Here is a 22,369-nt window from a genome sequence, read left to right as displayed (position 1 = left end):
ATCACGCCCCCGCGTTGAGGTGGGCTTTAGGCGTGATTCGTGGCGGCGCGGTTACGGGGGTGTTGCGATCGGGTGACGGATGAGTGGCAGTTCAGTGACGCGCCGGTTGCAGTTTCATGACAGCGCGGACCGTCCCGGTCAGGGATTGACCACCGCTTCCCGGCGGGCATTGCCGCGTTGATAGACGATCTGCAGGCGGCCATTGGCGGCCAGTTCCTGCGGCAGCTCCATGATCTTCTCTTCGGAAATCAGCTCTGCCCCGTTGGCCGACAGCAGCACATCGCCGGGCTTCAGGCCAGCCCGCCCCAGCGCTGGCAGGCCGGCCACGCTGTCCAGCCGCCAGCCCACCATGCGGCCTTGTTCGCGCAGCGGAGATAGCGCCAGCCGCCACGGCGTCGGATCGCCGCCGGGCGGTGCAGCCGGCCCTGCCATGGCTGGCGCTGCATCGGCAAAGGCCAGCACCATTTCGCCGGAAGGCCCGGCCAGGATGGCGCGACCCGGCTCCACGCGCAGCAGCTTCACGCCGCCGGGCAGGGCGCGGCCGGGGCGCAGCAGATATTGCTTCCCGCCGGCCACCACGATGGCCATGCCGCCATCCGGCCCGGCGCGCAGGCCGGCGAGTGCCAGATCGGTGGGTGCAGAGACAGCGGCAGCAACAGGCGGCGGCGGTGCAGCTGCGATTGGCGCTGGTGGCGGCGGCGGCGCAGGCGAAGGCGCTGTGTCATCACCGCCGCCGCGCAGCGCCCACACCAGCCCGGCCGACAGGGCCAGGCCGCCGCCGATGGCCAGCGCCCATTCCTTCGGCGTATTTGTACGCCCTGCAGGCTTCACTGCGGACAACCGGCGAGGCCCGCCACCGGCAGCACCAGGGCGCTGCCATCAGCTTCGGTGATGGTCAGGCTGCCATCGCGCACCACGGCGCCGCCGGCCGTGGCGGGCAGGATGGTCAACCGCACCTCGAAACTGCGGCTGGCGGAACGGAACCGACTGATTGGCGCAAAGCCCATCACCTCGTCACCCTCACGCGCCTCGGCCGGCAGATCGGTGGAGCGGCCATCGATGATGGCGCGCAGCATCGGCGGCGTGCGGCCCAGCATGGCGATGCGCTTGCCACTGGCCCTGTCCCACAGGAACAGCGCGCATTGGCCGGGTTCCAGCACCTGTTGCGGCAGTTCGGCAAAGGGTGGCGGCAGAGCAGGGGGTGTGGTTGCCATTTGCAGCGCGATAAGGGCCGTGATGATCATGCGCCGCTATCCTCTTTGACCAATGCTCCGCCTTCGCTGCGGAAGCCGGCGGCGGTCAGCGCTGCAGCCTCGCCCACGCCGGCGCCGGAAACCGCCAGCCGCGCCGTCCAGCGGCCTGCCGTGACCGCCACATCGAGCCGCACGCGGCCATCGCCGCTGGCCAGGGGAAGTAGCAGGGCTGCCCCGTCACAGCGCGGCGCGCCGGTCAGGCTGCGTTGGCCAGCCAGCGGCAATGCCAGATCGGCGGTCACCTGCCCGCCAGCCGCTTCACAGCGCCCGGCCCCGTCTAGCGTCGCCATCACATCAGTCAGGGAAATGCCGGCCAGCGGCAGGCCGGGCAGCGGGCTGCCGTTCAACCGGCCATTCAGGCCCGCCACGCCACCCGCCGTGAAGCTGCGCCAGATCTGGCCATTCAGATTGCCCTGCACCTGCCAGCTGATCCGGCCCTTGACGAACGCGCCCGGCTGCAAGGCCAGCGCCACATCTCCCAGCTGCATCCGGCCCAGCGCTGCGCCGGTCAGTTGGGCTTGCCAAACGCTGCCGCTTGCCGAGGTCGCGGCCAGTGGCGGTGCCGGCAGCAGCAGCAGCGCCGGGGCCAGCGCCACCAGCCCGATCACCAAGCCAAGGCTTGTCGCCAGCACCCGCATCACTGCGCGCTCCGTACCAGCAGCCGTGCCCGCACCGATTGGTCCGGGTTGCGGGTGGCTTCCAGTTGCTCGATCACCAGGCCATCGTTCTGCTCCAGCGCTGTCGCCCAGCCGATCAGCAGGCGGCCGTTGATGGCGGCGATCTCAAGGCTCGCCTGGCCCGGCCCCTGCGCTTCCAGCTTTGCGGGTTGCAAGCCAGCTTCGGCCAGACGGCGGTTCAGCACGTCGATCACGGCGGCCGGGTTGGCGGCAGGGCGGGCCTTGATGGCGGCGGCCAGCGCCTGACCTTGGGCAAGGCGGGTGACGGCAGCGCCGGCCTCGGCCTGTGCGACGGTGCGCGCGGCGGCCAGCGGGCGCACCAGCAGCAGCCAGAACAGCAGCGCGGCCAGCAGCACCAGCATCAGGCCGACAAGCACGCGCTCGCGGCCCGTGCGCTGCGCCCACCACGGAGAGAACATCGCCATCATCGCGCCCGCACCGTCACTTCGCTGATACTGCCATCGGCGGTGGCACGGGTGGTGCCAGTGTTCGCAGAAAGACTTGCGGCCCCCAGCGCATCGGCCAACGCCTGTGCTTCACCACCGCCGCCGGCCACACCGGCAACCAGCCCCCCGGTCGGGGTGTAGCTGAGGCTGGCCAGCCCCGCCCCCGGCCGTGCACTCAGCGCCTGCACCACGGGCCCGGCCAGTGCCGCCAGGCCGCCGGCCGCACCACGTTGCTGCGCCTGCGCCTGCAAGGCCGCAAACGCGCTGGTGCCGTCGGTTGCGCCCGGCGCCAGCGCCAGCAGTTCCGCATCGGCCGCGCTGGCGGCGCTGCGGGCACGGAGCAGGGCGGCCAGATCTCCGCCCAGCCACAGCCCGGCAATGGCGGCAGCAATGAGAGCGAGGCGCTTCAATTGCCGGCGATCGGGCTGCCAGCGCGTGACCGGTGCATAATCGCCCGACAGCAGATCAAGCGGCAGCACATCGGGCAGGGCCGGCTGGGCCAGGGTCGTGGTGTCGGTTCCGATGATGGCGGCGGCCAGGTCTGCCTCGGCGGCAAAGGCGGCACTGGTGCTGCGGGCCAGCACGCGCGGTCCGTCCTGCGCCACCGCCCAGCCGCTGGCTGGCGCCGGCAGCAGAAACGGATCGGGAATGATCGCGGTGGGCTTCCAGCCGGCGCGCGCAGCTTCGGCCAGCCAGCCGGCCATCTGTTCGCGTGCCACCACGGCAACGGGGCGCAGGCCGCTGCCCGGTGCGACGGCGATATGGGGATCAGCCTCGGCCAGGCGATCAGCCAGCGCCATCCGCGCGGCGGCGGCGGCCTGGGCGGGCGCCAGATCGGGCAGATCGAGCCAGTGCAGCGCCACCGCTTCGCCGGGCACGGCCAGCACCAGCGGCGATCCATCGGGGGCCGGCCAGCCTGAGCCGCCCGTGCCGTCGCTGCGCTGCCAGCGCACGCGGGGGACGAGTGTGACCAGCACTGATTTTGGCATCATGCCTCCTCTCCCCAACGGCGCAGCAGCATCTTCGCGGGCGCCGTGGCGGCATCAATCAGGCCGGTCTGCGCCAGGGTGACGCCATCCAAACTGGTCGTCATGCGATACGCCACGAAGCGATCGCGCATATCGGGCTGGCGCAGCGCATCGGCGGCCTCACTGTGCCCGGCCAACAGTGGCTGCGCCCAAAAGCTCGCCGTGTCGCGCCAGCCACCGGCCGGGCGGGCGGCGATCACATCGCGTGCGGTGGCCAGCGGCACGCCCGTGATGGCGGCCAGCACCGGGGCATCGGCGGGCGTGAGGCTGTTGATGTTGGGGCGGGACAGTTCGGCTTCCGGCAGCGCGCACAGATGTGGGGCGGCGCGGGCGAAGATCGCGGGCGTCACCCCGGCCACCGCGCGCCACTCGCTGGTTTCGGCCAGCAGGGTGCCTGCGGTGCGATAGGGCGTGGCGGCGCGGGCATAGGCCGGGTCTTCGGCGCCGCCGCTTCCGGGCTGTTGATCAACATCCACCCAGTCGGCCGTGGCCGCCGCGATGCGCAGGCTTTCCGCTTGCGGCACATCGAGCAGGGTGAGCAATCGGGCGAGTTGCTCGACCCCAAAAGGCCGGGTGAGCGTGCGCCCCGGCGGCCCCACGGCGACGCTGTTGAGGTTGAAGCAATTGCCGCCGGGGCTGAGCATCACCGTGGCCGCACCGGCCGGGGTGGGCAAGGCAAAGGCGCGTTCCGGCAATTTCGGCAGCGGCAGCCGGGCAAGGATCATCGTCTCGCCGGCCAGGGCCGCGCCGCGCGCAACTTCCAGCCCGGCGCGGGTGGCATCGAGATGGCGCGCCAGCCGCAGCCGATCGAACAGGCTGGTGGACAGCGCCGCCATCACGCCGACCAGCACCAGCACGTTGATCAGGGCCGCGCCCTGTTCACGGGGAGGGATGGGCCGGGTCATGCTGCGCCCCCGGGGGCCAGCGGCACGATCTGGCGGACATGGCCAAGCTGCGGGCCATCAAGGGTGAGTTCGATGGCGCGGGGCAGGGCGCCGGCCTCGCCGCTCCAGCCATCCTGCCAACCCTGCGCCGTCAGCACCCGCAACCGCGCCGCCGTGACGCCCTTGGCCAGTACGCTGGCTTGGGTGGCAGCCGGGCCATCAACCATTGCTGCAGAGCGGCGCACCAGCGTGTCGCCCTCGATCACCCACTCCACCCTTTGCAGCGAAGCGCGGGGCTGCCCGCCCGGATTGGCCCAGCCGCGCCGCACCAGTGTGAACAGCGCGCCATTATTGCTGCTGAACGCCGCTTGCGGCCTGCCTTCGCCATCGCGCCACGGCCGCGGCGCGGCCTGCCCGGCATCGGCGGTGAGCAGGGCGCGCAGTCGGGCGAGATCGCCACTTGCCCCCACCAGCGCCTGCGCCTGGCCGCTGGCCTGCACGCTGCCGGCCAGCAACGCCGTGCCGGCCGCCGCCATCAGGCCGAACAGGAACAGGCCGACGAGCAATTCGATGAGGGTGAAGCCGGCCTCTCTCACCGCCCGCTCCACAGCAATTTGTCGGCGGCGATCACCTGGCCGCCGTCGCCGATCACTTCGACACCGATCAAATGGGTGCCGGGATCGGGGCCGGGGCTGATCTGGCGTCGCCATGCCCAGTTGCGGATGCCGGCGCGCTCGCGGCCCTGATCTGCGCCGGGCGGGGTGGCAGACAGCATGGCTTCCAGCGCCTGATTGCGGGCGACGATGGCAGCATATTGCCGGTCAGACAAAGTGGAGGCGCTGGCGAGGCTGACGCCCTGCAGACGGATCAGCGCTACGGCGGCGAGTCCGAAGATGGCGAGTGCCACCATCACCTCGATCAGGCTGAAGCCGGCACTACCGCGCATGAACGTCGCCTGCCGCATCGATGGTCACGCTTGCCGCCGCGTCGCCGCTGGCGATGACGATCCGCGCCGGCGTGGCGAGGCCGGTGGCGTCAAAGCTGATCGGCCCGGCGGATTCGGTCGTAAGGGTCAGCCCGTCCGGCGCCGGCGGTGCGAACGCCGTGCTTTGCCCAGTCAGGATTGCCATGTCGCGCGTGGCGGCGGCCTGCGCTGCCAGCTTCACGGCAGCAGCGCGCACCCGGTCGTCAGGGCCGGGCAGGGTGAGGACGAGCGCCGCGCTGGTGATGCCGATGATGGCCATCACCACCACCAGTTCCACCAGCGTGAAGCCGGCTTCAGAGGTTCCAGTTGCCGATGTCATCGGCCTCCCCTCCTGGCCCGGTCAGGCCATCCGGGCCCATCGACCACACGTCGAACGGGCCATGTGCGCCTGGGCTGGCATATTGATAGGGCTTGCCCCACGGATCATTGGGCAGCCGCTGCACATAGCCGCCGGGGCGATAGCGTTCCGGTTGCGCCATGTCGGTGGGCGCAGCCTTCAGCGCGGCAATGCCCTGCTGCGTGGTGGGAAACTGCATCGTATCGGCCTTGTAGCTGGTCAGCGCGGTTTCCAGCGTGGCGATATCGGCGCGGGCGCGGGTGATGGCGGCCTTGTCCACATCGGGCAGCACGTTCAGCACCACCACCGTGGTGAGGATGCCGATGATGACGATCACCACCATCATCTCGATCAGGGTGAAGCCCTCTTCGCGTTTGTTGCGCTTCATGGTGTGGCCAGGCTTTCGAGTTGCAATATGGGCAGCAGGATGGAGAGCACGATCACCGCCACCGCGCCGCCCATGAACAGGATGATCGCCGGTTCCAGCAGCGCCAGCGCCGAGCGGGTGAGCGCATCATATTCGCGTTCCAGCGCTTCGGCGCCCTTTTCCAGCATCACGTCCAGCCGCCCGGCGCTTTCGCCGCCCGCCGCCATGGCGACCAGCAGCGGCGGCAGGATGGCAGCGCGGCGCATGGCGGCGGTGAGGCTTGCGCCTTCGCTGATATCATCGGCCATCTGCGCGACGCGGGCGCGGATCTCGCGGTTGCCGATGGTGGGCAGGGTGAGTTTCAGGCCATCGACCAGCGGCAGCCGGCTCGCCACCATCATCGCCAGCGTGCGCGCCAGCCGGGCGGCCTGCCAATCGCGCAGCAGGCGGCCCACCACCGGAAGGCCGAGCAGCCAGGCATCGAAGCGGCGGCGCAGCGCTTCATCCTTCAGTGCGCGGGCGGCCAGCACACCGCCGCCAGCACCGAGCAGCAGGATCACCCACCAGCCGGCGGCCAGCGCGTGGGAGAGCGCCATGACGATACGGGTGAGCAGCGGCAGCGTCTGGCCGATATCGGCAAATTGTTCAGCGATCCGCGGCACCACGAAGATCATCAGTGCCGCCACCGCCAGCGTGGCCACGGCTGCGAGCGCCGCCGGATAGGCCAGCGCCGCCTGCACGCGGCCCTTCATCTCGGCCTGGCGATCGAGCAGCGCCGCCAGCCGCTCCAGCACCTGCGGCAGCGTGCCGGCGCCTTCGCCGGCGGCCACCATGGCGCGATACAATGGCGGGAAACTGGCGCCTTCCAGTGCCATCGCGTCCGACAGGCGGCGGCCTTCGATCACGGCGCCATGCACATTGGTGAGCACGGCGCGGGCCTTGTCGCCCTCCGTCTGCTTGACGATGGTGCGCAGCGCTTCTTCCAGCGGTGTTACGCTGGCCAACGTCGCCAACTGGCGGGTGAACAGGCCGAGCGCATTGGGTTTCAGCCGGGCACTGCCGGTGGCCAACGTGGGCTCGTTGGCGGTGGCCGCTTCCAGCTTGGTCGCAAACAGCCGCTTGTCGAGCAGATCGGCGCGCGCTGCTTCGCTGCTCGGCGCGCTGATGCGGCCGGCGCGCGGTTTGCCTTCGATATCGAGCGCTTCGTAGCGAAACTCAGCCATCGGCCGGCTCCGGTTCGGCGGTCCCCATCACGCGCAGGGCTTCGGCGGGCGATGTGAGGCCGTCGATCACGGCTTGCGCGGCAATCGCCGGCAATCCGGGACTGCCCGCAGCGGCGGCGAGATCCGCGGCGGTCGCGCCTTCGTTGATGCGGGCGGCCAGCGCGTCGGTCATGCGAATGATGTCATACAGGCCAACGCGGCCTTGATAGCCGGTGTGGTTGCAGGAATCGCAGCCCGGCGCGGCCCACACCGGCGTTCCCGCCGCGATGCCCAGCGCCGCGGCCGTGCCGGCATCGGCCGGGTGCGCCATGCGGCAAGCGGGGCACAGCCGGCGCACCAGCCGCTGCGCCACCACGGCGCGCAGCGTGGCGGCAAGCAGGAACGGCTCAACACCGAAATCGCGCAGCCGGGTAATGGCGCTGGCGGCATCATTGGTGTGCAGCGACGACAGCACGAGGTGGCCCGTCAATGCCGCCTGCACGGCAATGCTGGCGGTTTCGGCGTCGCGGATTTCACCGACCATCACCACGTCTGGATCCTGCCGCAAGATGGCGCGCAAACCGGCGGCAAAGCTGAGGCCGACCTTGGGGTTCACCTGGGTCTGGCCGAGGCCATCGACAGCATATTCCACCGGGTCTTCCACCGTCAGGATGTTGCGGCTGCCATCGTTGAGCAATTTCAGCCCGGCATAGAGCGTCGTCGTCTTGCCGCTGCCCGTCGGCCCCGTCACCAGCACCAGGCCATTGGCTTCCGCCAGACCCGCACGGAAGGCACGTTCGGCGGCAGCTGGCATGCCCAGTGCGGCCAGATCGATGCCGGCATTTTCCTTGTCGAGCAGGCGCAGCACCACGCGCTCGCCACCGCGCGCGGGGAGGGTGGAGACGCGCACATCGAGCCGCTTGCCGCCCAGCGCCAGATCCATGCGGCCATCCTGCGGCAGGCGCCGTTCGGCAATGTCCAGCCGCGCCATCACCTTGATCCGGCTGACCAGCACCGGCGCGACACCGGGGGGCAGGCGGTGCATCTCCTTCAGTTCGCCATCGGCGCGCATCCGCACCACCAGCGCGCTTTCGAACGGCTCGATGTGAATGTCAGACGCTTTCAGGCGGGCGGCCTCGGCAATCAGCCCGTTGATCAGGCGGATGGCCGGCGCTTCGTCGTCGCTGGCCAGCAAATCCTCGGCCGAGGGCAGATCATCGCCAAAGCCGGTCAGTTCATCGGCCTCTCCAGCATAGGACGAACGGGCATAATGATCCTGCAGCAGGCGATCGAAGGCGGCATCGTCCACCTCGCGCAGCGCCAGCGGCCGGCCGGCGATGCGGCGCACTTCGGCCAGCGCTTGGGGCTGGCTGCCCTTGCGGCGCGCCACCTCCGCCACGTCACCCAGTGCGGTGACGATCACCCCTTGCGCCTTGGCAAAGGCATAAGAGAGGGCGGGCTGGCTCATGGTTTGGGCGGGGCAGGTGGAGCAGCAGCAGCGGGCGCGCCCGGAATCGGAGCCTTCAGATAATCGCGCACCAGTGCATCGATACTGGGATCAGCCGTGGCTTCGCGGCGGGCCTGTTCGGCACGGACATATTGATAACGCTCGCCGGTCAGCCTGGCGGCGTCCTCGGCATTGCGGATGATGGTCGGGCGGATGAACACCATCAGGTTGGTCTTGGTGCGGTCGCGCGATCGGGAGCGGAACAAATTGCCGAGGAAGGGAATGTCGCCCAGCAGCGGCACCTTCTCAATGGCGCGGCGCTCATTCTCGTCGATCAGGCCGCCCAGCGCGATGATCTGGCCGTCGTCCACCGTCACCGTGGTGTTGATCTCGCGCTTGTTGAGGATGATGTCCGGAATATTCTGGGTTACGATGGAGGTGGCGATGCTGCTCACCTCCTGCCGCAAGGTCAGCTTGATGGTGCCCCCGGCGTTGATCTGCGGCCGAACATCCAGTGCGATGCCGATGTCCTGGCGCTGTACCGTGCGGAAGGCGTTGTCGAAATTGTTGGACAGCGCCTGCCCGGTGGCGAGCGGCACATTCTGGCCAACAAGGATGCGGGCCTGTGCGTTGTCGAGCGTCATCACCGACGGGGTGGAGAGCACATTGGATGCGGTATCGGCCTTCACGGCGTTGACCACGAAGCCGAACACCGCGTTGCTGCCCAGATTGCCGCCAAAGCCGAACTGGCCGCCATTGGCATTGAGCAGGCTGTTCACCGCGGCATTGCGCAAGGCAACCGTGGTGGAATTGTCCTGGCCATAGCGCTTTTCGGCCGCAATCGCGCCGGCCACGGCCAGAAGATTGGGCGCCGCGTTGGAGTAGTTGGTGACGGAAAAGGGGATGTTGCTGCCCCCGGTGCCGGACAGCAGGAACTGCACGCCCAACCGCTGGGCGGCGACATCGCTGATCTCCACGATGATGGCTTCCACCAGCACCTGCTCGCGGCGCACATCCAGTTGGCGGATCACTTCGCCCAAACGGCGCTGCACATCGGCGGGCGCGGCGATGACAATGGCGTTGGCGCCTTCATAACGGGCGATCACGGCCTGCCCGCGACCGATGCTGGCACCGGGCACGAAGCCGCTGGTGCCCAGTGAGCCACCGCTCGGCGGCGCCTGCAACGGCGCGCTGGCGGCGGGTTGCTGGCCCTGTGTGGCGGCATTGGCGTTGCCGAAGGCGCTTTGCGTCGGCTGCGTCTGCGGCGCGGACTGGCTTGCGGGGCTGACCGGCTGGCCGACCAGTTGCTGCAGCACCGGCACCAGCTTTTCGGCGTCGGCGTGATTGAGGAAGAACACCCGCACGTCGCTGCCGGCGGCGGCCGCCTGATCGAGATCGGCCACGGTGCGGGCCAGCTTGTTGAGTGTCGCCGGATCGCCGCGCAGCACCAGGCTGTTGCTGGCATCAACCGGGGCCACCTGCCAGCCACGCCCTTCGGCGCTGCCTTGCGCGACCTGGGCCAGCGACGTGGCAATCTCGCGCGCGCCGGCGTGCTTCAGGGGGATCACGCGCACGGCGGCGCGGTCCTGATCGATCTGGCGGGCAAGCTGGCGCACGCGGGCGACATTGTCGGCATAATCGGCCACGATCACCGCATTGCCGGCGCGATTGGCGGTCACCTGGCCTTCGCGGGACACCAGCGGGCGCAGCGATTCGATGGCAGAGGCGGCATCAATGAAATTGAGATTGAGCACGGCGGTTTCGAACCGGTCGCGGCCCTGGCCGGCGCTGGGCTGGGTCGCGGCCCCGTCAGCCGGTGCCACGCGAAACGCACCACCGGCAGCTGGGGTGACAACGAGGCCGTTGGCGCGCAGGGTGGAGAGGAACAATTCGAAATAGCCAGCCTGATCGAGTGGCCGTTCGGACACGACCGAGACTTTGCCCTGCACGCGCGGATCGATGATGAAGGTGCGGCCCGTCGCACGCGACACATCCTGGATGAAGGCACGCACATCGGCATCGCGCAGATTGACTGTCTGCTTCGCCAACAGCGGGCTGGCGACAAGCAAAAGGGCCATCAGGGCAGGGGTGAATTTTCGCGTCATTTCCGGTCCTGCCGGGGCGGCGCGGCATTCGCTGCGCTGCCCGATTGATCGATATAAAGCTGCTCGCGCGCGCCGCCGCGATCGAGCGTCACGGATTCAAATTCGACCGCCGCCAGGCGAACGCCGGGCATGATCTCCTCGCCGACGCCCACGCTCTTCTGCTGGCCGTCTGGCGTGGCCAGGATCGCCGATCCCCGGCCCGATGCGGCATCGACGCGCGTGCCGAGCAGCACCAGATCCAGTCCTGAAACCGCGTCGGCTGCTGCCGGGCCGGCCGGGAAGAACGGATCAACCGCCACCACCACCGGCCCCGAAGGCAGCGCCACCGCCGCTGTGCCCAGCGGGCCGGCCGGGGTAAGCGCGGCCCAGATCAGCCGCGCCGCCACCAGGCCCATGATGGCCCAGCCAGCCAGTTCGGCACCGCCCAGCAAACGGGCCGGCCACGGCGGTTTGTCCTCGGTCCGGATCAGCGGCTGCACCCCTCAAAACGCGATTTTCCGCAAGCGTTCGCAGCCTAGCCGGATTCGCTTTATGTGACAGCCCCTATCGGCTGCGTGTGACGGTTGGGTTACAGCCGCGTGACAGCAATTGGCTTCACTTGGGCGGCTGCAGCAGGTTGTGACGACGCAGCACGGCCTGCAACTGGTCGTGCGGGAGCGCCGAAACCGTCCACCAATTGGCGCCGGTCATGGTCCTTGCGGCGATCATGGCGTTGATAACGGCTTCCTCCACGCCCTCTATGGTGGCGGTGAACAGCGGATTGATGGCGGCGTTGGGCAGGCGCGCCACGCTGGCCGGCTTGTCGGCGGCTTCGTGCCAGTTGCCATCGTCCACGCCGGCATTGGCGGTGGAAAAGGCGATGAAGATATCGCCCGAACCATCGGCCAGGATCGATCCCAGCCGGCCGAGGCCCGCGGTGCCGCGCCGGGCGAGCCGCTTCAGTTGCTCGGCAGTGAGCGGCGCATCGGTGGCGATGACGATGATGATGGAACCGCGATGTTCTTCGGTAAGGTCATCGGCCAGCGCCAGTTTCTTCGGGTCGCACACGTCGGCATTCCGGCCCCGGCGCTGCTGCGGCTTGGGCAGCAGTTTCGTCACGCACGGCGGCTGCAAATCCATCTCGCGCGCCACGGGGATGCCGGCGATGCGAAGGCCCTGAGCCGAGCCATAGTTGCACTGCACCAGCACGCCCACCGTATAACCGCCTTCCGCAGCGGTCAGCTTGCGTGATGCCGTGCCGGTGCCGCCCTTGAAGCCGTTGCACACCATGCCGGTGCCGCCGCCCATATTGCCTTCCGCCACTGGGCCGGCCTTTGCGGCATCCAGCGCGTCCAGCGTATCCTGCACCGTCACATGCTGCCCGGCCATGTCGTGCAGCGTGGCATCGGCGGTTTCGGCGACCAGCGGATACCAGAAGGCGCCCTTGCGATGGTCGGCCAGCCATTTGAAGGCGGCATCGCGCACCACGCCGACGCTGCCGGTGCCCGTGATCAGGATCGGCGTTTCCAGCACGCCGCCTTCTTCCACCCAGTGCGTGCCGGTCATGTCGCCATTGCCGTTGCCGGCAAAGAAACCGGCGAACACGCCGCGCGCATCGGCTTTTCCGCGCGGGAAGATCGCTGTCACCCCGGTGCGCACCGGGCCTTTCCCGCGCACAAGCTCGCCCTCGCCGGAAATCAGCGTCTTGAAGCCGACCTCGACGCCGGCCACATCGGTGATGGCGTTCAGCGGCCCCGGCGTGCCGTCGAACGGCACCCCCAGATCGCGGGCGCGTGGGCTCGCGGCGCTGGCGCTGCTGGCCAGAATCAGGGCCGTCAGGATCAGATGCTTCATATGGTTTCCCCCGTTGCCGGCAAGGCTAGCCGGAGGCAGCGGCCGGCGCAAATTTGACTTTACGACTTACATCGTTCAAAGCGCCGCTCACAACTCGATGGGCGCGTGATCGGAGCAACCAGCTCCAAGGCCCCACCCCCCCAAGCTTGCTTCCCTTATCACGCGGGTTGCCAGTCAACCCAAACCCGGTTGGCATGGTGCCTTCCGGGCGACTGATATTGCTGGAACAACACAACCATGAATTTCTCTGATCTCGCTCTTGCGGAACCCTTGTCGCGCGCCATTGCCGAAAAGGGCTATGATACCCCCACCCCGATCCAGCAGGCGGCGATCCCGCCGGCGCTGGCCGGCAACGACGTGCTGGGCCTCGCCCAGACCGGCACCGGCAAGACGGCGGCCTTCGCGCTGCCCATCCTCAACCGCCTCGCTGCCAACCCCAAGCATCGCCTGAAACTGTCGACCCGCGTGCTGGTGCTGGCCCCGACCCGCGAACTCGCCGCCCAGATTGCCGCCAGCTTCACCGCCTATGGCCGCTATCTGAAGCTGTCGGTCGCCTGTGTGTTCGGCGGCGTGCCGATCGGCCGCCAGGAACGCGCGCTGTTTCCGGGCGTTGATGTGCTGGTCGCCACCCCGGGCCGCCTGCTCGATCTGGTGATGAAGGGCGCTTGCGACCTTGGTCATGTCGAAATGCTGGTGCTCGATGAATGCGATCAGATGCTTGATCTGGGTTTCGTGCATGATTTGAAGCGCATCACCGGCCTGCTGCCCAAGCAGCGCCAATCCATGCTGTTTTCCGCCACGCTGCCGCCGACCATCGAGGACATGGCGCAGCGTTACCTGAAGAACCCCGTCAAGGTCGCCGTGAAGCCGGCCGCCACTACCGCCGAGCGCGTGGTGCAGACGGTGATCCACGTCTCCCAGCCGGAAAAGCTGGCGTTGCTGGCGCATCTGTTGGTCGAACCCGACGTGGGCAGCGCCATCGTCTTCACTCGCACCAAGCATGGCGCCGATCGCGTCGTGCGCCAGCTTTCGGCGCACAAGATTGCGGCCGAAGCCATCCACGGCAACCGCAGCCAGGCCCAGCGCACCCGCGCGCTCACGGGCTTTCGCACCGGCGAAGTGAAGGTGCTGGTGGCGACCGATATCGCCGCCCGCGGCCTCGACATCCCGGCGGTGAGCCATATCTTCAACTACGAGCTGCCCAACGTGCCGGAACAATATGTGCACCGCATCGGCCGCACCGCGCGTGCCGGCCGCGAAGGCCGCGCCATTGCCCTGTGCGCGCCGGATGAACGCCCGTTCCTGAAGGATATCGAACGCACCATCCGCATGCAGCTCGACCAGCAGGCGCTGCCGGCCAACTTCCGCGACCTGGTGGGGCTGACGGCCAAGCTGATCAAGTCCAGCCCGTCGGCGGCCGATCCGCCGCGTGAAGAGCGTGATTTCAATCGTGGTCCGAATGGCCGTGGTCGCGATCCGCGCGCCGTGGTCCACGCCGATGGCCGCGGGCAACGCAGGGACGGGGGCCGCGAGGGTGGCGGCGGTGGCCGTGACGGTGGCCGCGATGCCGCCCGCGACGGCGCCCGCCGCGAAGGTGGTTTTGGCCGCCCGGCCAATGCGGCGGGCCGCCCCGGTGGCGGCTTTGGTGGCCAGCGCAACAGCGGCCAGCGCCGTTCGCCTGCCGGTCGCTGATCGACGGACATGAAAAAAGCCCCCGCCAGATCACTCTGGCGGGGGCTTTTTCGTTTCAGGCGCTGTGGATCAGGCCACGGTGGCCTTCACGATGCTGCCCGGCGTGCGCGGCGGCTCACCCTTGGGCAGCGCGTCGACAAATTCCATGCCCGACGTCACTTCGCCCCACACCGTGTACTGGCGGTCGAGGAAGCGGGCATCATCGAACACGATGAAGAACTGGCTGTTGGCGCTGTGCGGCGCGCTGGTGCGGGCCATCGAGCAGACGCCGCGCACGTGCGGCACGTCGTTGAATTCGGCCTTCAGATCGGGCAGATCGCTGCCGCCGGTGCCGGTGCCCTTGGGGCAGCCGCCCTGCGCCATGAAGCCGGGGATGACGCGGTGGAACTTGACGCCATTGTAGAAACCCTGGCGCGCCAGCGTTGTGATGCGCTCGACATGGCCGGGGGCCACATCGGGCCGCAGCTTGATGACGACATCGCCGCCGCTGTCGAGCGTGAGGGTAAGGGTGGTCGGCGCGTCGGCCATGGTGTGTCTCCGGTTTGGGGGAAAGTCACCCCCTAGCCGCGAAGCCGCAGCGCCTCAAGTCGTTCCCGCAAGGCCGGCGGAATCGGCGCCGGGCCGGTTTCGGGATCGCGGTGCACCAGCACGCTGTCACACAGCGCAATGCACGCGCCGTCCTGAAACGCCGCCATCGCCACGGTGAAGCTGCTGCTGCCGATGCGGCCGATGGCAAGGGTGACCGTGACGGGCGCCGGATAATTGCCTTCCGCCAGATAATCGATGGCGACATGGCCAACCACAACACTGGAAGGTGATTTCTTGCCCGCCGGCGCGCCGGATCCGAAACGCAGGAAACGCACGCGGGTTTCCTCGAACAGCCGGGCAAACGCCACGTTGTTCAGGTGACCGTTGACGTCCATGTCACCAAAGCGCGTGTCCAGCGTCAGGCTGGTCGCATAGGCGGCCGGGTCGCGTCGGCGGCGGTCATCCCTCATCGCATCTTGTACCGGATCGGCATGGCTTTCAGGCCGGAAACGAAGTTGGCCACCGAAAGTTTCGGTTCGCCGGACAGTTCGATCGCGTCCAGCCGCGGCAGCAATTCGGCAAACAGCGCCCGGATTTCCATGCGGGCAAGATGGAGCCCGAGGCACTGGTGGACGCCATTGCCAAAGGCTGTCTGTGGGTTGTTGGCGCGGTCCACCCGGAAGCTGAACGGGTCTTCGAACACCGCTTCGTCGCGATTGCCGGACCAATAGAACAGCGCAACACCGTCGCCGGCCTTGATCGTCTTGCCGCCCACCACGGTATCTTCGGTGCAGGTGCGCATGAAATGTTTCACTGGCGTCACCCAGCGGATCATCTCTTCCACCGCACTTGGGATCAGCGACGGATCGGCCTTCAGCTTGGCCAACTGGTCCGGGTTCTGCGCCAGTGCCAGCAGCCCGCCCGAGGTGCTGCTGCTGGTGGTATCGTGGCCGGCGGTGACGGAGATGGCATAGTAACTGATCGCTTCCAGCATCCCGATCGGTTCGCCATCGACCGTGCCTTGGGCAATCACGGTGGCGAGATCGTCGCGCGGGTTGGCGCGCCTGTCCTGCATCACCTCACCGAAATAGGCGAAGAACTGCTGCACCAGGGCAAAGATATCCACTTGCGGATTGCCGGTGGCTTCCGGGCCACCCAGGCCTTGCGTGAGGATACGGCTGCGCGCCACCACGTCCGGATCCTGCGGGCCGAAAATCTCCTGCGTCATCTGCAGCATGCGGCCTTCGTCGGCTTCCGGCAGGCCCAGGATCATCATGATCACCCGCAACGGATACCAGAGCGCGACTTCGTTGACGAAATCGCATTGGCCGCCCAGTGAGGCCATGTGATCGACATGCGCCTTGGCGATGGCGGCGATCTGCGGTTCCAGCTTTTTCAAATTCTGCGGCATGAACCATGTGTGGGTGATGCGCCGCAGCTTCATGTGCAGCGGGTCATCCAGATCGACCAGCGTGCGGAACAGATGGGTGTCGCCCGTGGTGTTCTTCACCCACTCCTCGGCCTCGATCGGCGAGATATAGGTGCGTTCCCGGTTGATGAAGCGATCATTGGCCTTGGAAATGGCGACGATGTCGGCATGGCGGGTGATCGACCAGAACGGGCGGAAGCCCGTGGGCTGGGTCCAGTGCACCGGATCATCCCGGCGCAGGGTGGTATAGGCGTCGTGGATGCTTTCATCGGCAAAGGCGGCCGGATTGACCAGCGTGTCGTCGATGGTGTCGCTGTTGAAACCGGGGAAGGGCATGGCGGTCATTGGCTGCGTCCTCTGGCTTGCACGGCGCCGCGCGCGGCTTCGACCTCGGCGGCGGAGACTTTGGCATTGGCCGCGGTGGAGCGTTCCGCTTCCAGCGCCATCGCCTGCCCGAACGGCAGTTCATAGCCGTCATTGATCAGCTTCTTGTACCCACGCGCAAAGCCGGGCGCGATGGTGGCCATGTCGTGCGCCAGCTGGGTGGCGGCGGCGACCAGATCCTCGGCCGATACGACGCGGTTGAGCAGACCCCAGCGTTCCGCCGTGGCGGCATCGAGGAAATTGCCAGACAGCGACAGCTCGCGGGCGCGATACGGCCCTATCAGGCGCGAAAGTTTCTGGCTGAGCCCCCAGCCCGGCATGATGCCAACCCGCGCATGGGTATCGGCAAAGCGGGCATTCTCACTGCCGATCAGCACGTCGCAGGCCAGCGCCACTTCGAAACCGCCGGTGATGGCGACGCCGTTGATGGCACCGATGACGGGCTTGCCTGTCTGTTCGATGGCCTTCACCGGATTGTCGTCAGGGCCTTCCGCGTTGGCCGCACCCAGGCCTTGTTGGCCCAGTTCCTTCAGGTCGAGGCCGGCGGTGAAGGCACGGGTGCCGGCGCCTGTGAGCACGATGGCGCGCACGCCCTCATCGGCTTCCAGTTCGCGGAACACACGGGCCAGATCGCGGCGCAGCGCCTGGCTCAGCGCATTCATCGCCTGCGGCCGGTTCAATGTGACGATAGCAACCGGCCCATCACGGCTGACCAATACGACATCTTCGGACATGCAGCGTCCTCCCTTGAGCGCACATTAGTCCATTGCCGTGCCGGGGCCGCCTGCAATTGGCGATAGGGGGATTATTTGGCGCGCCGCAGGATGATGTAGAACGCCCCGCCGCCGCCATGACGCGGGTGGGCGGCGCGCAAGGACGCCACGTGGGGCCGCAGATCGGGCCGCTCCAGCCAGTGCATGAGTTCGGCGCGGATGCGCGCCGGCCTGTCCGGGCGGCCCTTGCCGGTGACCACCAGGATCACGCGCGTGCCATCATTGGCGAGGATGGCGGATGATAGCGTGGCATGGGCATCAACCACCGTATGGCCGTGCAGATCGATCACCCGATCCGGGCTGAGGCGGCCACGGCTGATCTGCCGGTCCCACGTGCCATCCAGCGGCGCACCGAGAGGGTGCGGCTTGGCCTTGGCAGGCGGCGGCGGTGCCTTGGCGACGGGCCGTGCCGGGTTAGGCTTGGGCGCGGCCTTGGGCGGGATGGGGGCAGGGGCTGCCGGTGCTGCCACAACCGGCATTTCCGGCGCGCGCTTGCCCGGCAGCGGCTTCACGCTGGCGGCCACCCGCGCCCACAAGGCCCGTTCGTGGGCAGACAGGCGGCGCATCAGGGCGTGAGCCGCGCGGCGGCAGCGGCCGGGATCAATAGCAGCAGCCGCGCCGGCGAGGATTGCGCGCCGGCGATGGCGGCGGCTTCGGCACCGGGGCCAAGGAACAGATCGATGCGGTTGGCGCCCTTGATGGCGCCGCCGGTATCCTGCGCCACCATCAGGCGCTGGAAAGGCGTCGCCGGGCCGGTGAGGATGGTTTCCACCAGCAGAGGCGCGCCCAAGGGAATGAACGCCGGGTCGGCCGCAACGCTGACGAACGGCGTCACCGCCGCGCCCATTGCGCCGATCGGGCCTTCGCCCTTCAGTTCGCGGAAGAAGATCTTCGACGGATTGGCGTTGAGCACGGCCGGCGCATCAGACGGGTTGGCGCGCAGCCAGGCGATGATTTCCTTCATGCCGGCCTTGCCGCGCTCCAGCCGACCCTGTTCGATCAGCAGCCGGCCAATGGCGACATAATCGCGGCCGTTCTGGCCATCATAGCCGATGCGCACCACCCGGCCATCGGGCAGGCGCAACCGGCCGCTGCCCTGGATTTCCAGAAAAAATGCCTCATAGGGATCAGCGGCCCAGGCCATTTCCAGCTGCCGGCCCACCAGCGCGCCCGCCGCGATCTGTTCGCGGGTGGCATAGGGCACCAGCCGGGTGCCCTGCACCCGGCCACGCACGGTGCGGCCCTTCAGGCTGGCAGCGAAATCGCCCAACGGCACGTCGATCAGATCGGCTGGGCGGCGGTAGAGCGGCACCTCATATCCCGGCTGGCGGGTCAGGCTGGCGGCGATTTCCGGTTCGTAATAGCCGGTGGCAAAACCCTGTCCGCCGGCCACGGTGATGGCCCGGAACTGGGTTTGGAAAAACGCCTCTTCCTGCCCCGGTGCCACGTTGGCGGCGGCGGTGCAGGCCGGCTGCCAATCCTCAGGCCGGGTCAGGCCCGACAGGTCTTCGCGGCGGGTGAGGCCGGCGCAGGACTTGCGAAATGCGCGAAGTGCAGCAGTGGCCTCGGGCAGGGCGGGCAGATCGATCAGCGCAACCCCGGCGTCAGCGGCACGGGCCACGGTCGGCGGCTTGGGCACTTCAGCCAGCGGTGCGATGCCGGTCGCAGGTGGCGGTGATGTTGCAGGGGTCGCCGGCCGCTGCTGCTTGCCGGCACAGGCGGCCAGCAGCAACAGGCTGGCCAGCGCAATCCACCGGCGCATGGAACGATGGTCAGGCGGTGGGATCGGTGGAGTCGCCCAGCAGATCGGGCGGCATCTGATCATGATCGTCTTCATTGTCGGTGGCGATCAACACCCAGGCCGGATCGGTGCTGCCGGCAAGCCGGCTGAAGGTCCACAGATCACGGGTTTCAATCTCGCCATCGGCGGTGGCGATGCGGGCGGCAAAACCCACGGTCACTTCCACCATCTGGCCAACAACCGTGGCATCGCGCAGGGCAACCGCGCCCAGGCTGGCCAGCTGGTTGGGCAGGCTGCCACCGCCGCGCGCCTCGATGGCGTTCGACAGATTGTGATGCACTTCGTCCGACACCAGGCCGGTCAGGCTCGAAAGATCGCCGGTCCAGAAGGCTTCGAGGATCAAGCCATAGGCGCTGCGCGCGCCGGCCAGAAAACGATCGGGAGCAAAACCGGGATCGGCATCGGCGACGGCTTCCAGCGCCGGCAACAGACCGCGATCGGTGCCGGGCGGCAGCAACAATTGCCCGCGCACGGGGCGTTCAGCTTCGCGGCGCGGCGGCGCGGTCACTTCGGCACTGGGGCGGAACGTGTCACCGATGGGGCGCTCCTGGCCGGTGCGCTTGCCGAGCACGGACACGAGGCGCAGGCCGATGAAAGCGGCCAGCAACGCCAGCAGCACAATCTCGACCCAACCACTGCCTTCGGACATTTATTATCCCCAACCACCGCGCCAAAAACCAACGGACCCGGTGGCCTGAATGAAAACCGCCATCGAAACTGATGGCCAGCTGGTCAAGGACTGCCGTGAAACCGATCATGCCAATGGCACAATGCGGGAATCACCCCAGAATTCGCCCAACTTCACTTCACAATCGGCTTTTATGGTGCTGATTGCAAGGGAATGCGGCATTAACGCCGGCAGGTCAGGCCGCTGGATTGGCGGCCATGGCGGCGGCCAGTTCCTTCACCAGCTTGGCAGCGACCACCGCTGTCATGCCGTTAATGTCCCGCGCCGGGTTCAACTCCACCACGTCACCGCCGATGATCGGCGTGTCGAGATCAGCCAGGATGTTGATGAGTTGGCGCACGGTGAGGCCGCCCGGTTCATGGTGCGATACGCCCGGCGCAAAGGCCGGATCGAGTGCGTCGATATCGATCGAAACATAGAGCGGCCGGTCGAAGCGCGGTCGCCAGGTGTCGCTGAAATGGCGGGCTTCGATGATCTCAACGCCAAAGCGGGTCGCCTGATCGCGGCAATGGCGATTGAGCGTGCGGATGCCGACCTGCACCAGCCGGCGGGCATGGCCACCTTCCATGATGCGCGCGAACGGCGAGGCATGGGAGCGGCGGTTGCCGTCCAGTTCATCATATAGATCGGGGTGGGCATCGAAATGCAATATGTCGAAGGCGCCGTGACGGCGGGCCAGCGTTTCCACCACGGGGAAGCTGATGCTGTGATCGCCACCCAGCGCAATCAGTGGCCCGGGGCAGGCGGCGATGGCGGCGCGGATACGGTCATCATCGCCCGTATCTTCGGATATGGAGACATCGCCGCGATCCGTCAGTTCAAAATCCAGCCCGATCTCGGTTCCGCGTTCGGTGGCGCTGTTGCCGTGCGGGCTGGCCAGCGCGGCACGGATGGCGGCCGGGGCTTGGGCCGGCCCGCGCAGGAAGCTGCTGTGCTGGTCGGTGGGGATGCCGATCAGGCTGATGCTGGTGTTCATGACAAGCCCTGCACAAGAAACTGCCGCCAGAGCAGGGGCCACGGTACGGCCCTGTGCTGGCGGCCAACCCGCGCGATGGGTTGGTGGGCGGCATCGCGCAAACAAAAAATGGTGCGGGCGGCGGGACTCGAACCCGCACTTCCATGGGAAAGCGGATTTTAAGTCCGCTGCGTCTACCGGTTCCGCCACGCCCGCTGGTGCCTGCTCTGCACCGGCGTGGCGTCCGGTGCGGTTCAGCCGTTAAGGCGCTCGCGTAATTCCTTGCCCGGCTTGAAATAGGGCACTTTCTTCGCGTCCACCTTCACGGCGGCACCGGTGCGCGGGTTGCGGCCGGTGCGCGGATCGCGAGCGCGGGTGGAAAAGGCGCCGAAGCCGCGCAGTTCGACGCGCCGGCCATCGGCCAGCGCACCGGTGATCTCATCAAAGATGGTGGCGACGATACGCTCCACATCCTTGATGGTCAGATGCGGATTCTGTTCGGCGACGATGGCAACCAGTTCAGACCTTATCATCTTGGCCTACCTCGTTTGGCGCCACCCCGGCGCATACCCCCCAAAAACAAAGCAATTCTATTGTATTGGCGGGGATGGTCAAGGCGCGCTTGTCAAAAAAGCGCAACCATCGTGCCACAATCTCCTGATCGGGCGCGTGTGGCGGCCTCGCACCAACGAAAAACGCCCCGGCAGATGGTCTGCCGGGGCGCATTTCATCGCTTTTCCGAAAAAGCGCGATCAGTTCTTTTCGGATTCCTCGCGGGCCTTGTTGAAGGCGGCGCCCAGGATGTTGCCCAGCGTCGCGCCCGAGTCGGACGTGCCGTATTGGGCCACGGCTTCCTTCTCTTCGGTGATCTGCAGCGCCTTGATGGACAGCATCGGCTTGCGGCCCTTTTCAAAGCCAACCACCATGGCATCGACCTTCTGGCCGGGCTGGAAACGCTCGGCCTTCTGGTCTTCGCGATCGCGGCTCAGATCATTGCGCTTGATGTAGCAATCCGGGCCATCTTCGCCGATCTTCACATCCAGACCGCCATCGCGGGCAGCGACCACGGTCACCGTCACGATGTCGTTCTTCTTCCAGTCGCCGCCGCTGGTGTTGCGGGTGCCGGTGGCAGCGCCCGTGCCGCCCTGCTCATCAAGCTGCTTGATGCCCAGGCTGATGCGTTCCTTCTCGATGTCCACTTCCAGCACGCGGGCCGAGACGCGCTCGCCCTTGTGGTGGCGCGACAGGGCGCCTTCGCCGGTCATGCCCCAGGCGATGTCGCTCATGTGCACCATGCCGTCCACGTCGCCATCCAGGCCGATGAACAGGCCGAATTCCGTAGCGTTCTTGACTTCGCCTTCCACGATCGTGCCGACCGGGTGGGTTTCAGCGAACACTTCCCACGGATTGCGCTGGGCCTGCTTGAGCCCCAGGCTGATGCGGCGCTTTTCCTCGTCCACTTCGAGAACGATGACTTCGACTTCCTGGCTGGTCGAAACAATCTTGCCGGGGTGGACGTTCTTCTTGACCCACGACATTTCCGAAACGTGCACCA

General features: G+C 67.6%; 26 protein-coding genes and 1 tRNA gene. 1 reads left to right on the top strand and 26 read right to left on the bottom strand.

From position 1 onward, the window contains the following. Nucleotides 1-138 precede the first annotated feature (138 nt). The 15 genes from RT662_RS08820 to RT662_RS08750 all read right to left on the bottom strand — a co-directional run bounded on the left by RT662_RS08820 (nt 139) and on the right by RT662_RS08750 (nt 12,564). Nucleotides 139-831, bottom strand: a complete 693-nt coding sequence (locus RT662_RS08820) for a hypothetical protein (RefSeq protein WP_313670336.1) — start codon at nt 829-831, stop codon at nt 139-141. Then, on the bottom strand, nt 828-1,244 hold the full coding sequence (locus tag RT662_RS08815) for a hypothetical protein (protein WP_313670335.1): 417 nt from the start codon (nt 1,242-1,244) through the stop codon (nt 828-830). The genes RT662_RS08820 and RT662_RS08815 overlap by 4 nt, the downstream gene beginning before the upstream one ends. Next, nucleotides 1,241-1,891 carry a type II secretion system protein N gene (gene gspN / locus RT662_RS08810; protein ID WP_313670347.1) on the bottom strand — a complete coding sequence of 217 codons (651 nt, stop codon included), beginning with the start codon at nt 1,889-1,891 and terminating at the stop codon, nt 1,241-1,243. The genes RT662_RS08815 and gspN overlap by 4 nt, the downstream gene beginning before the upstream one ends. Next, the gene (gspM, locus tag RT662_RS08805; protein WP_313670334.1) at nt 1,891-2,355 is read right to left on the bottom strand and encodes a type II secretion system protein GspM; all 465 of its coding nucleotides are present in this window, start codon (nt 2,353-2,355) and stop codon (nt 1,891-1,893) included. Before gspM ends, gspN begins: the two co-directional genes overlap by 1 nt. Then, entirely contained in the window at nt 2,355-3,368 is a 1,014-nt protein-coding gene (gene gspL / locus RT662_RS08800; RefSeq protein WP_313670333.1) for a type II secretion system protein GspL, read from the bottom strand. Before gspL ends, gspM begins: the two co-directional genes overlap by 1 nt. Further along, nucleotides 3,365-4,309 carry a type II secretion system minor pseudopilin GspK gene (gene gspK, locus RT662_RS08795; protein ID WP_313670332.1) on the bottom strand — a complete coding sequence of 315 codons (945 nt, stop codon included), beginning with the start codon at nt 4,307-4,309 and terminating at the stop codon, nt 3,365-3,367. The genes gspL and gspK overlap by 4 nt, the downstream gene beginning before the upstream one ends. Then, a complete protein-coding gene (gene gspJ / locus RT662_RS08790; RefSeq protein WP_313670331.1) occupies nt 4,306-4,884 on the bottom strand; it encodes a type II secretion system minor pseudopilin GspJ in 579 nt (192 codons plus the stop codon). Before gspJ ends, gspK begins: the two co-directional genes overlap by 4 nt. After that, on the bottom strand, nt 4,881-5,234 hold the full coding sequence (gspI, locus tag RT662_RS08785; RefSeq protein ID WP_313670330.1) for a type II secretion system minor pseudopilin GspI: 354 nt from the start codon (nt 5,232-5,234) through the stop codon (nt 4,881-4,883). Before gspI ends, gspJ begins: the two co-directional genes overlap by 4 nt. Next, nucleotides 5,224-5,592, bottom strand: a complete 369-nt coding sequence (locus tag RT662_RS08780; RefSeq protein ID WP_313670329.1) for a prepilin-type N-terminal cleavage/methylation domain-containing protein — start codon at nt 5,590-5,592, stop codon at nt 5,224-5,226. Before RT662_RS08780 ends, gspI begins: the two co-directional genes overlap by 11 nt. After that, entirely contained in the window at nt 5,567-5,998 is a 432-nt protein-coding gene (gene gspG, locus RT662_RS08775) for a type II secretion system major pseudopilin GspG (RefSeq protein ID WP_313670328.1), read from the bottom strand. Before gspG ends, RT662_RS08780 begins: the two co-directional genes overlap by 26 nt. After that, the gene (locus RT662_RS08770) at nt 5,995-7,200 is read right to left on the bottom strand and encodes a type II secretion system F family protein (protein ID WP_313670327.1); all 1,206 of its coding nucleotides are present in this window, start codon (nt 7,198-7,200) and stop codon (nt 5,995-5,997) included. The genes gspG and RT662_RS08770 overlap by 4 nt, the downstream gene beginning before the upstream one ends. Further along, nucleotides 7,193-8,647, bottom strand: coding sequence for an ATPase, T2SS/T4P/T4SS family (locus tag RT662_RS08765; protein WP_313670326.1), 1,455 nt, complete (start codon nt 8,645-8,647; stop codon nt 7,193-7,195). The genes RT662_RS08770 and RT662_RS08765 overlap by 8 nt, the downstream gene beginning before the upstream one ends. Further along, entirely contained in the window at nt 8,644-10,731 is a 2,088-nt protein-coding gene (gene gspD, locus RT662_RS08760) for a type II secretion system secretin GspD (protein WP_313670325.1), read from the bottom strand. The genes RT662_RS08765 and gspD overlap by 4 nt, the downstream gene beginning before the upstream one ends. After that, nucleotides 10,728-11,210, bottom strand: a complete 483-nt coding sequence (locus RT662_RS08755; protein ID WP_313670324.1) for a type II secretion system protein N — start codon at nt 11,208-11,210, stop codon at nt 10,728-10,730. Before RT662_RS08755 ends, gspD begins: the two co-directional genes overlap by 4 nt. 115 nt (nt 11,211-11,325) lie before the next feature. Continuing rightward, the gene (locus RT662_RS08750; protein WP_313670323.1) at nt 11,326-12,564 is read right to left on the bottom strand and encodes a P1 family peptidase; all 1,239 of its coding nucleotides are present in this window, start codon (nt 12,562-12,564) and stop codon (nt 11,326-11,328) included. Nucleotides 12,565-12,801: 237 nt separating this feature from the next. Between RT662_RS08750 and RT662_RS08745 the strand changes: the two genes are divergently transcribed. Then, entirely contained in the window at nt 12,802-14,256 is a 1,455-nt protein-coding gene (locus RT662_RS08745) for a DEAD/DEAH box helicase (protein WP_313670322.1), read from the top strand. A gap of 69 nt (nt 14,257-14,325) precedes the next feature. On the opposite strand, the gene RT662_RS08740 is transcribed toward RT662_RS08745, so the two are convergent. The 11 genes from RT662_RS08740 to RT662_RS08690 all read right to left on the bottom strand — a co-directional run. Beyond that, nucleotides 14,326-14,784, bottom strand: coding sequence for a peptidylprolyl isomerase (locus RT662_RS08740; RefSeq protein ID WP_313670321.1), 459 nt, complete (start codon nt 14,782-14,784; stop codon nt 14,326-14,328). A gap of 32 nt (nt 14,785-14,816) precedes the next feature. Beyond that, a complete protein-coding gene (locus RT662_RS08735) occupies nt 14,817-15,254 on the bottom strand; it encodes a thioesterase family protein (RefSeq protein ID WP_313670320.1) in 438 nt (145 codons plus the stop codon). After that, nucleotides 15,251-16,558 carry a cytochrome P450 gene (locus RT662_RS08730; RefSeq protein WP_313670319.1) on the bottom strand — a complete coding sequence of 436 codons (1,308 nt, stop codon included), beginning with the start codon at nt 16,556-16,558 and terminating at the stop codon, nt 15,251-15,253. The genes RT662_RS08735 and RT662_RS08730 overlap by 4 nt, the downstream gene beginning before the upstream one ends. After that, nucleotides 16,555-17,331, bottom strand: a complete 777-nt coding sequence (locus tag RT662_RS08725) for an enoyl-CoA hydratase (RefSeq protein ID WP_313670318.1) — start codon at nt 17,329-17,331, stop codon at nt 16,555-16,557. Before RT662_RS08725 ends, RT662_RS08730 begins: the two co-directional genes overlap by 4 nt. Before the next feature lie 71 nt (nt 17,332-17,402). Beyond that, complete coding sequence (locus tag RT662_RS08720; RefSeq protein ID WP_313670317.1) at nt 17,403-17,936, bottom strand: Smr/MutS family protein; 534 nt, start codon at nt 17,934-17,936, stop codon at nt 17,403-17,405. After that, nucleotides 17,936-19,132, bottom strand: a complete 1,197-nt coding sequence (locus RT662_RS08715; RefSeq protein WP_313670316.1) for a murein transglycosylase A — start codon at nt 19,130-19,132, stop codon at nt 17,936-17,938. Before RT662_RS08715 ends, RT662_RS08720 begins: the two co-directional genes overlap by 1 nt. Before the next feature lie 10 nt (nt 19,133-19,142). Further along, entirely contained in the window at nt 19,143-19,820 is a 678-nt protein-coding gene (locus RT662_RS08710) for a Tim44/TimA family putative adaptor protein (RefSeq protein WP_313670315.1), read from the bottom strand. A 214-nt stretch (nt 19,821-20,034) separates the two neighbouring features. Continuing rightward, complete coding sequence (locus tag RT662_RS08705; protein ID WP_313670314.1) at nt 20,035-20,835, bottom strand: arginase family protein; 801 nt, start codon at nt 20,833-20,835, stop codon at nt 20,035-20,037. Nucleotides 20,836-20,944: 109 nt separating this feature from the next. Further along, a tRNA-Leu gene (locus RT662_RS08700) sits at nt 20,945-21,030 on the bottom strand. Nucleotides 21,031-21,068: 38 nt separating this feature from the next. Then, nucleotides 21,069-21,347 carry an integration host factor subunit beta gene (locus RT662_RS08695; protein ID WP_313670313.1) on the bottom strand — a complete coding sequence of 93 codons (279 nt, stop codon included), beginning with the start codon at nt 21,345-21,347 and terminating at the stop codon, nt 21,069-21,071. A 219-nt stretch (nt 21,348-21,566) separates the two neighbouring features. Then, nucleotides 21,567-22,369, bottom strand: an 803-nt coding sequence (locus RT662_RS08690) for a S1 RNA-binding domain-containing protein (protein ID WP_313670312.1), incomplete at its 5' end; no start/stop codon positions are given.

This window comes from Sandarakinorhabdus sp. (genome assembly GCF_032115815.1).
GTDB lineage: Bacteria > Pseudomonadota > Alphaproteobacteria > Sphingomonadales > Sphingomonadaceae > Sandarakinorhabdus.
Note: the sequence above shows the minus strand (reverse complement) of the source record. Positions and strands in the feature narration are given on the sequence as shown.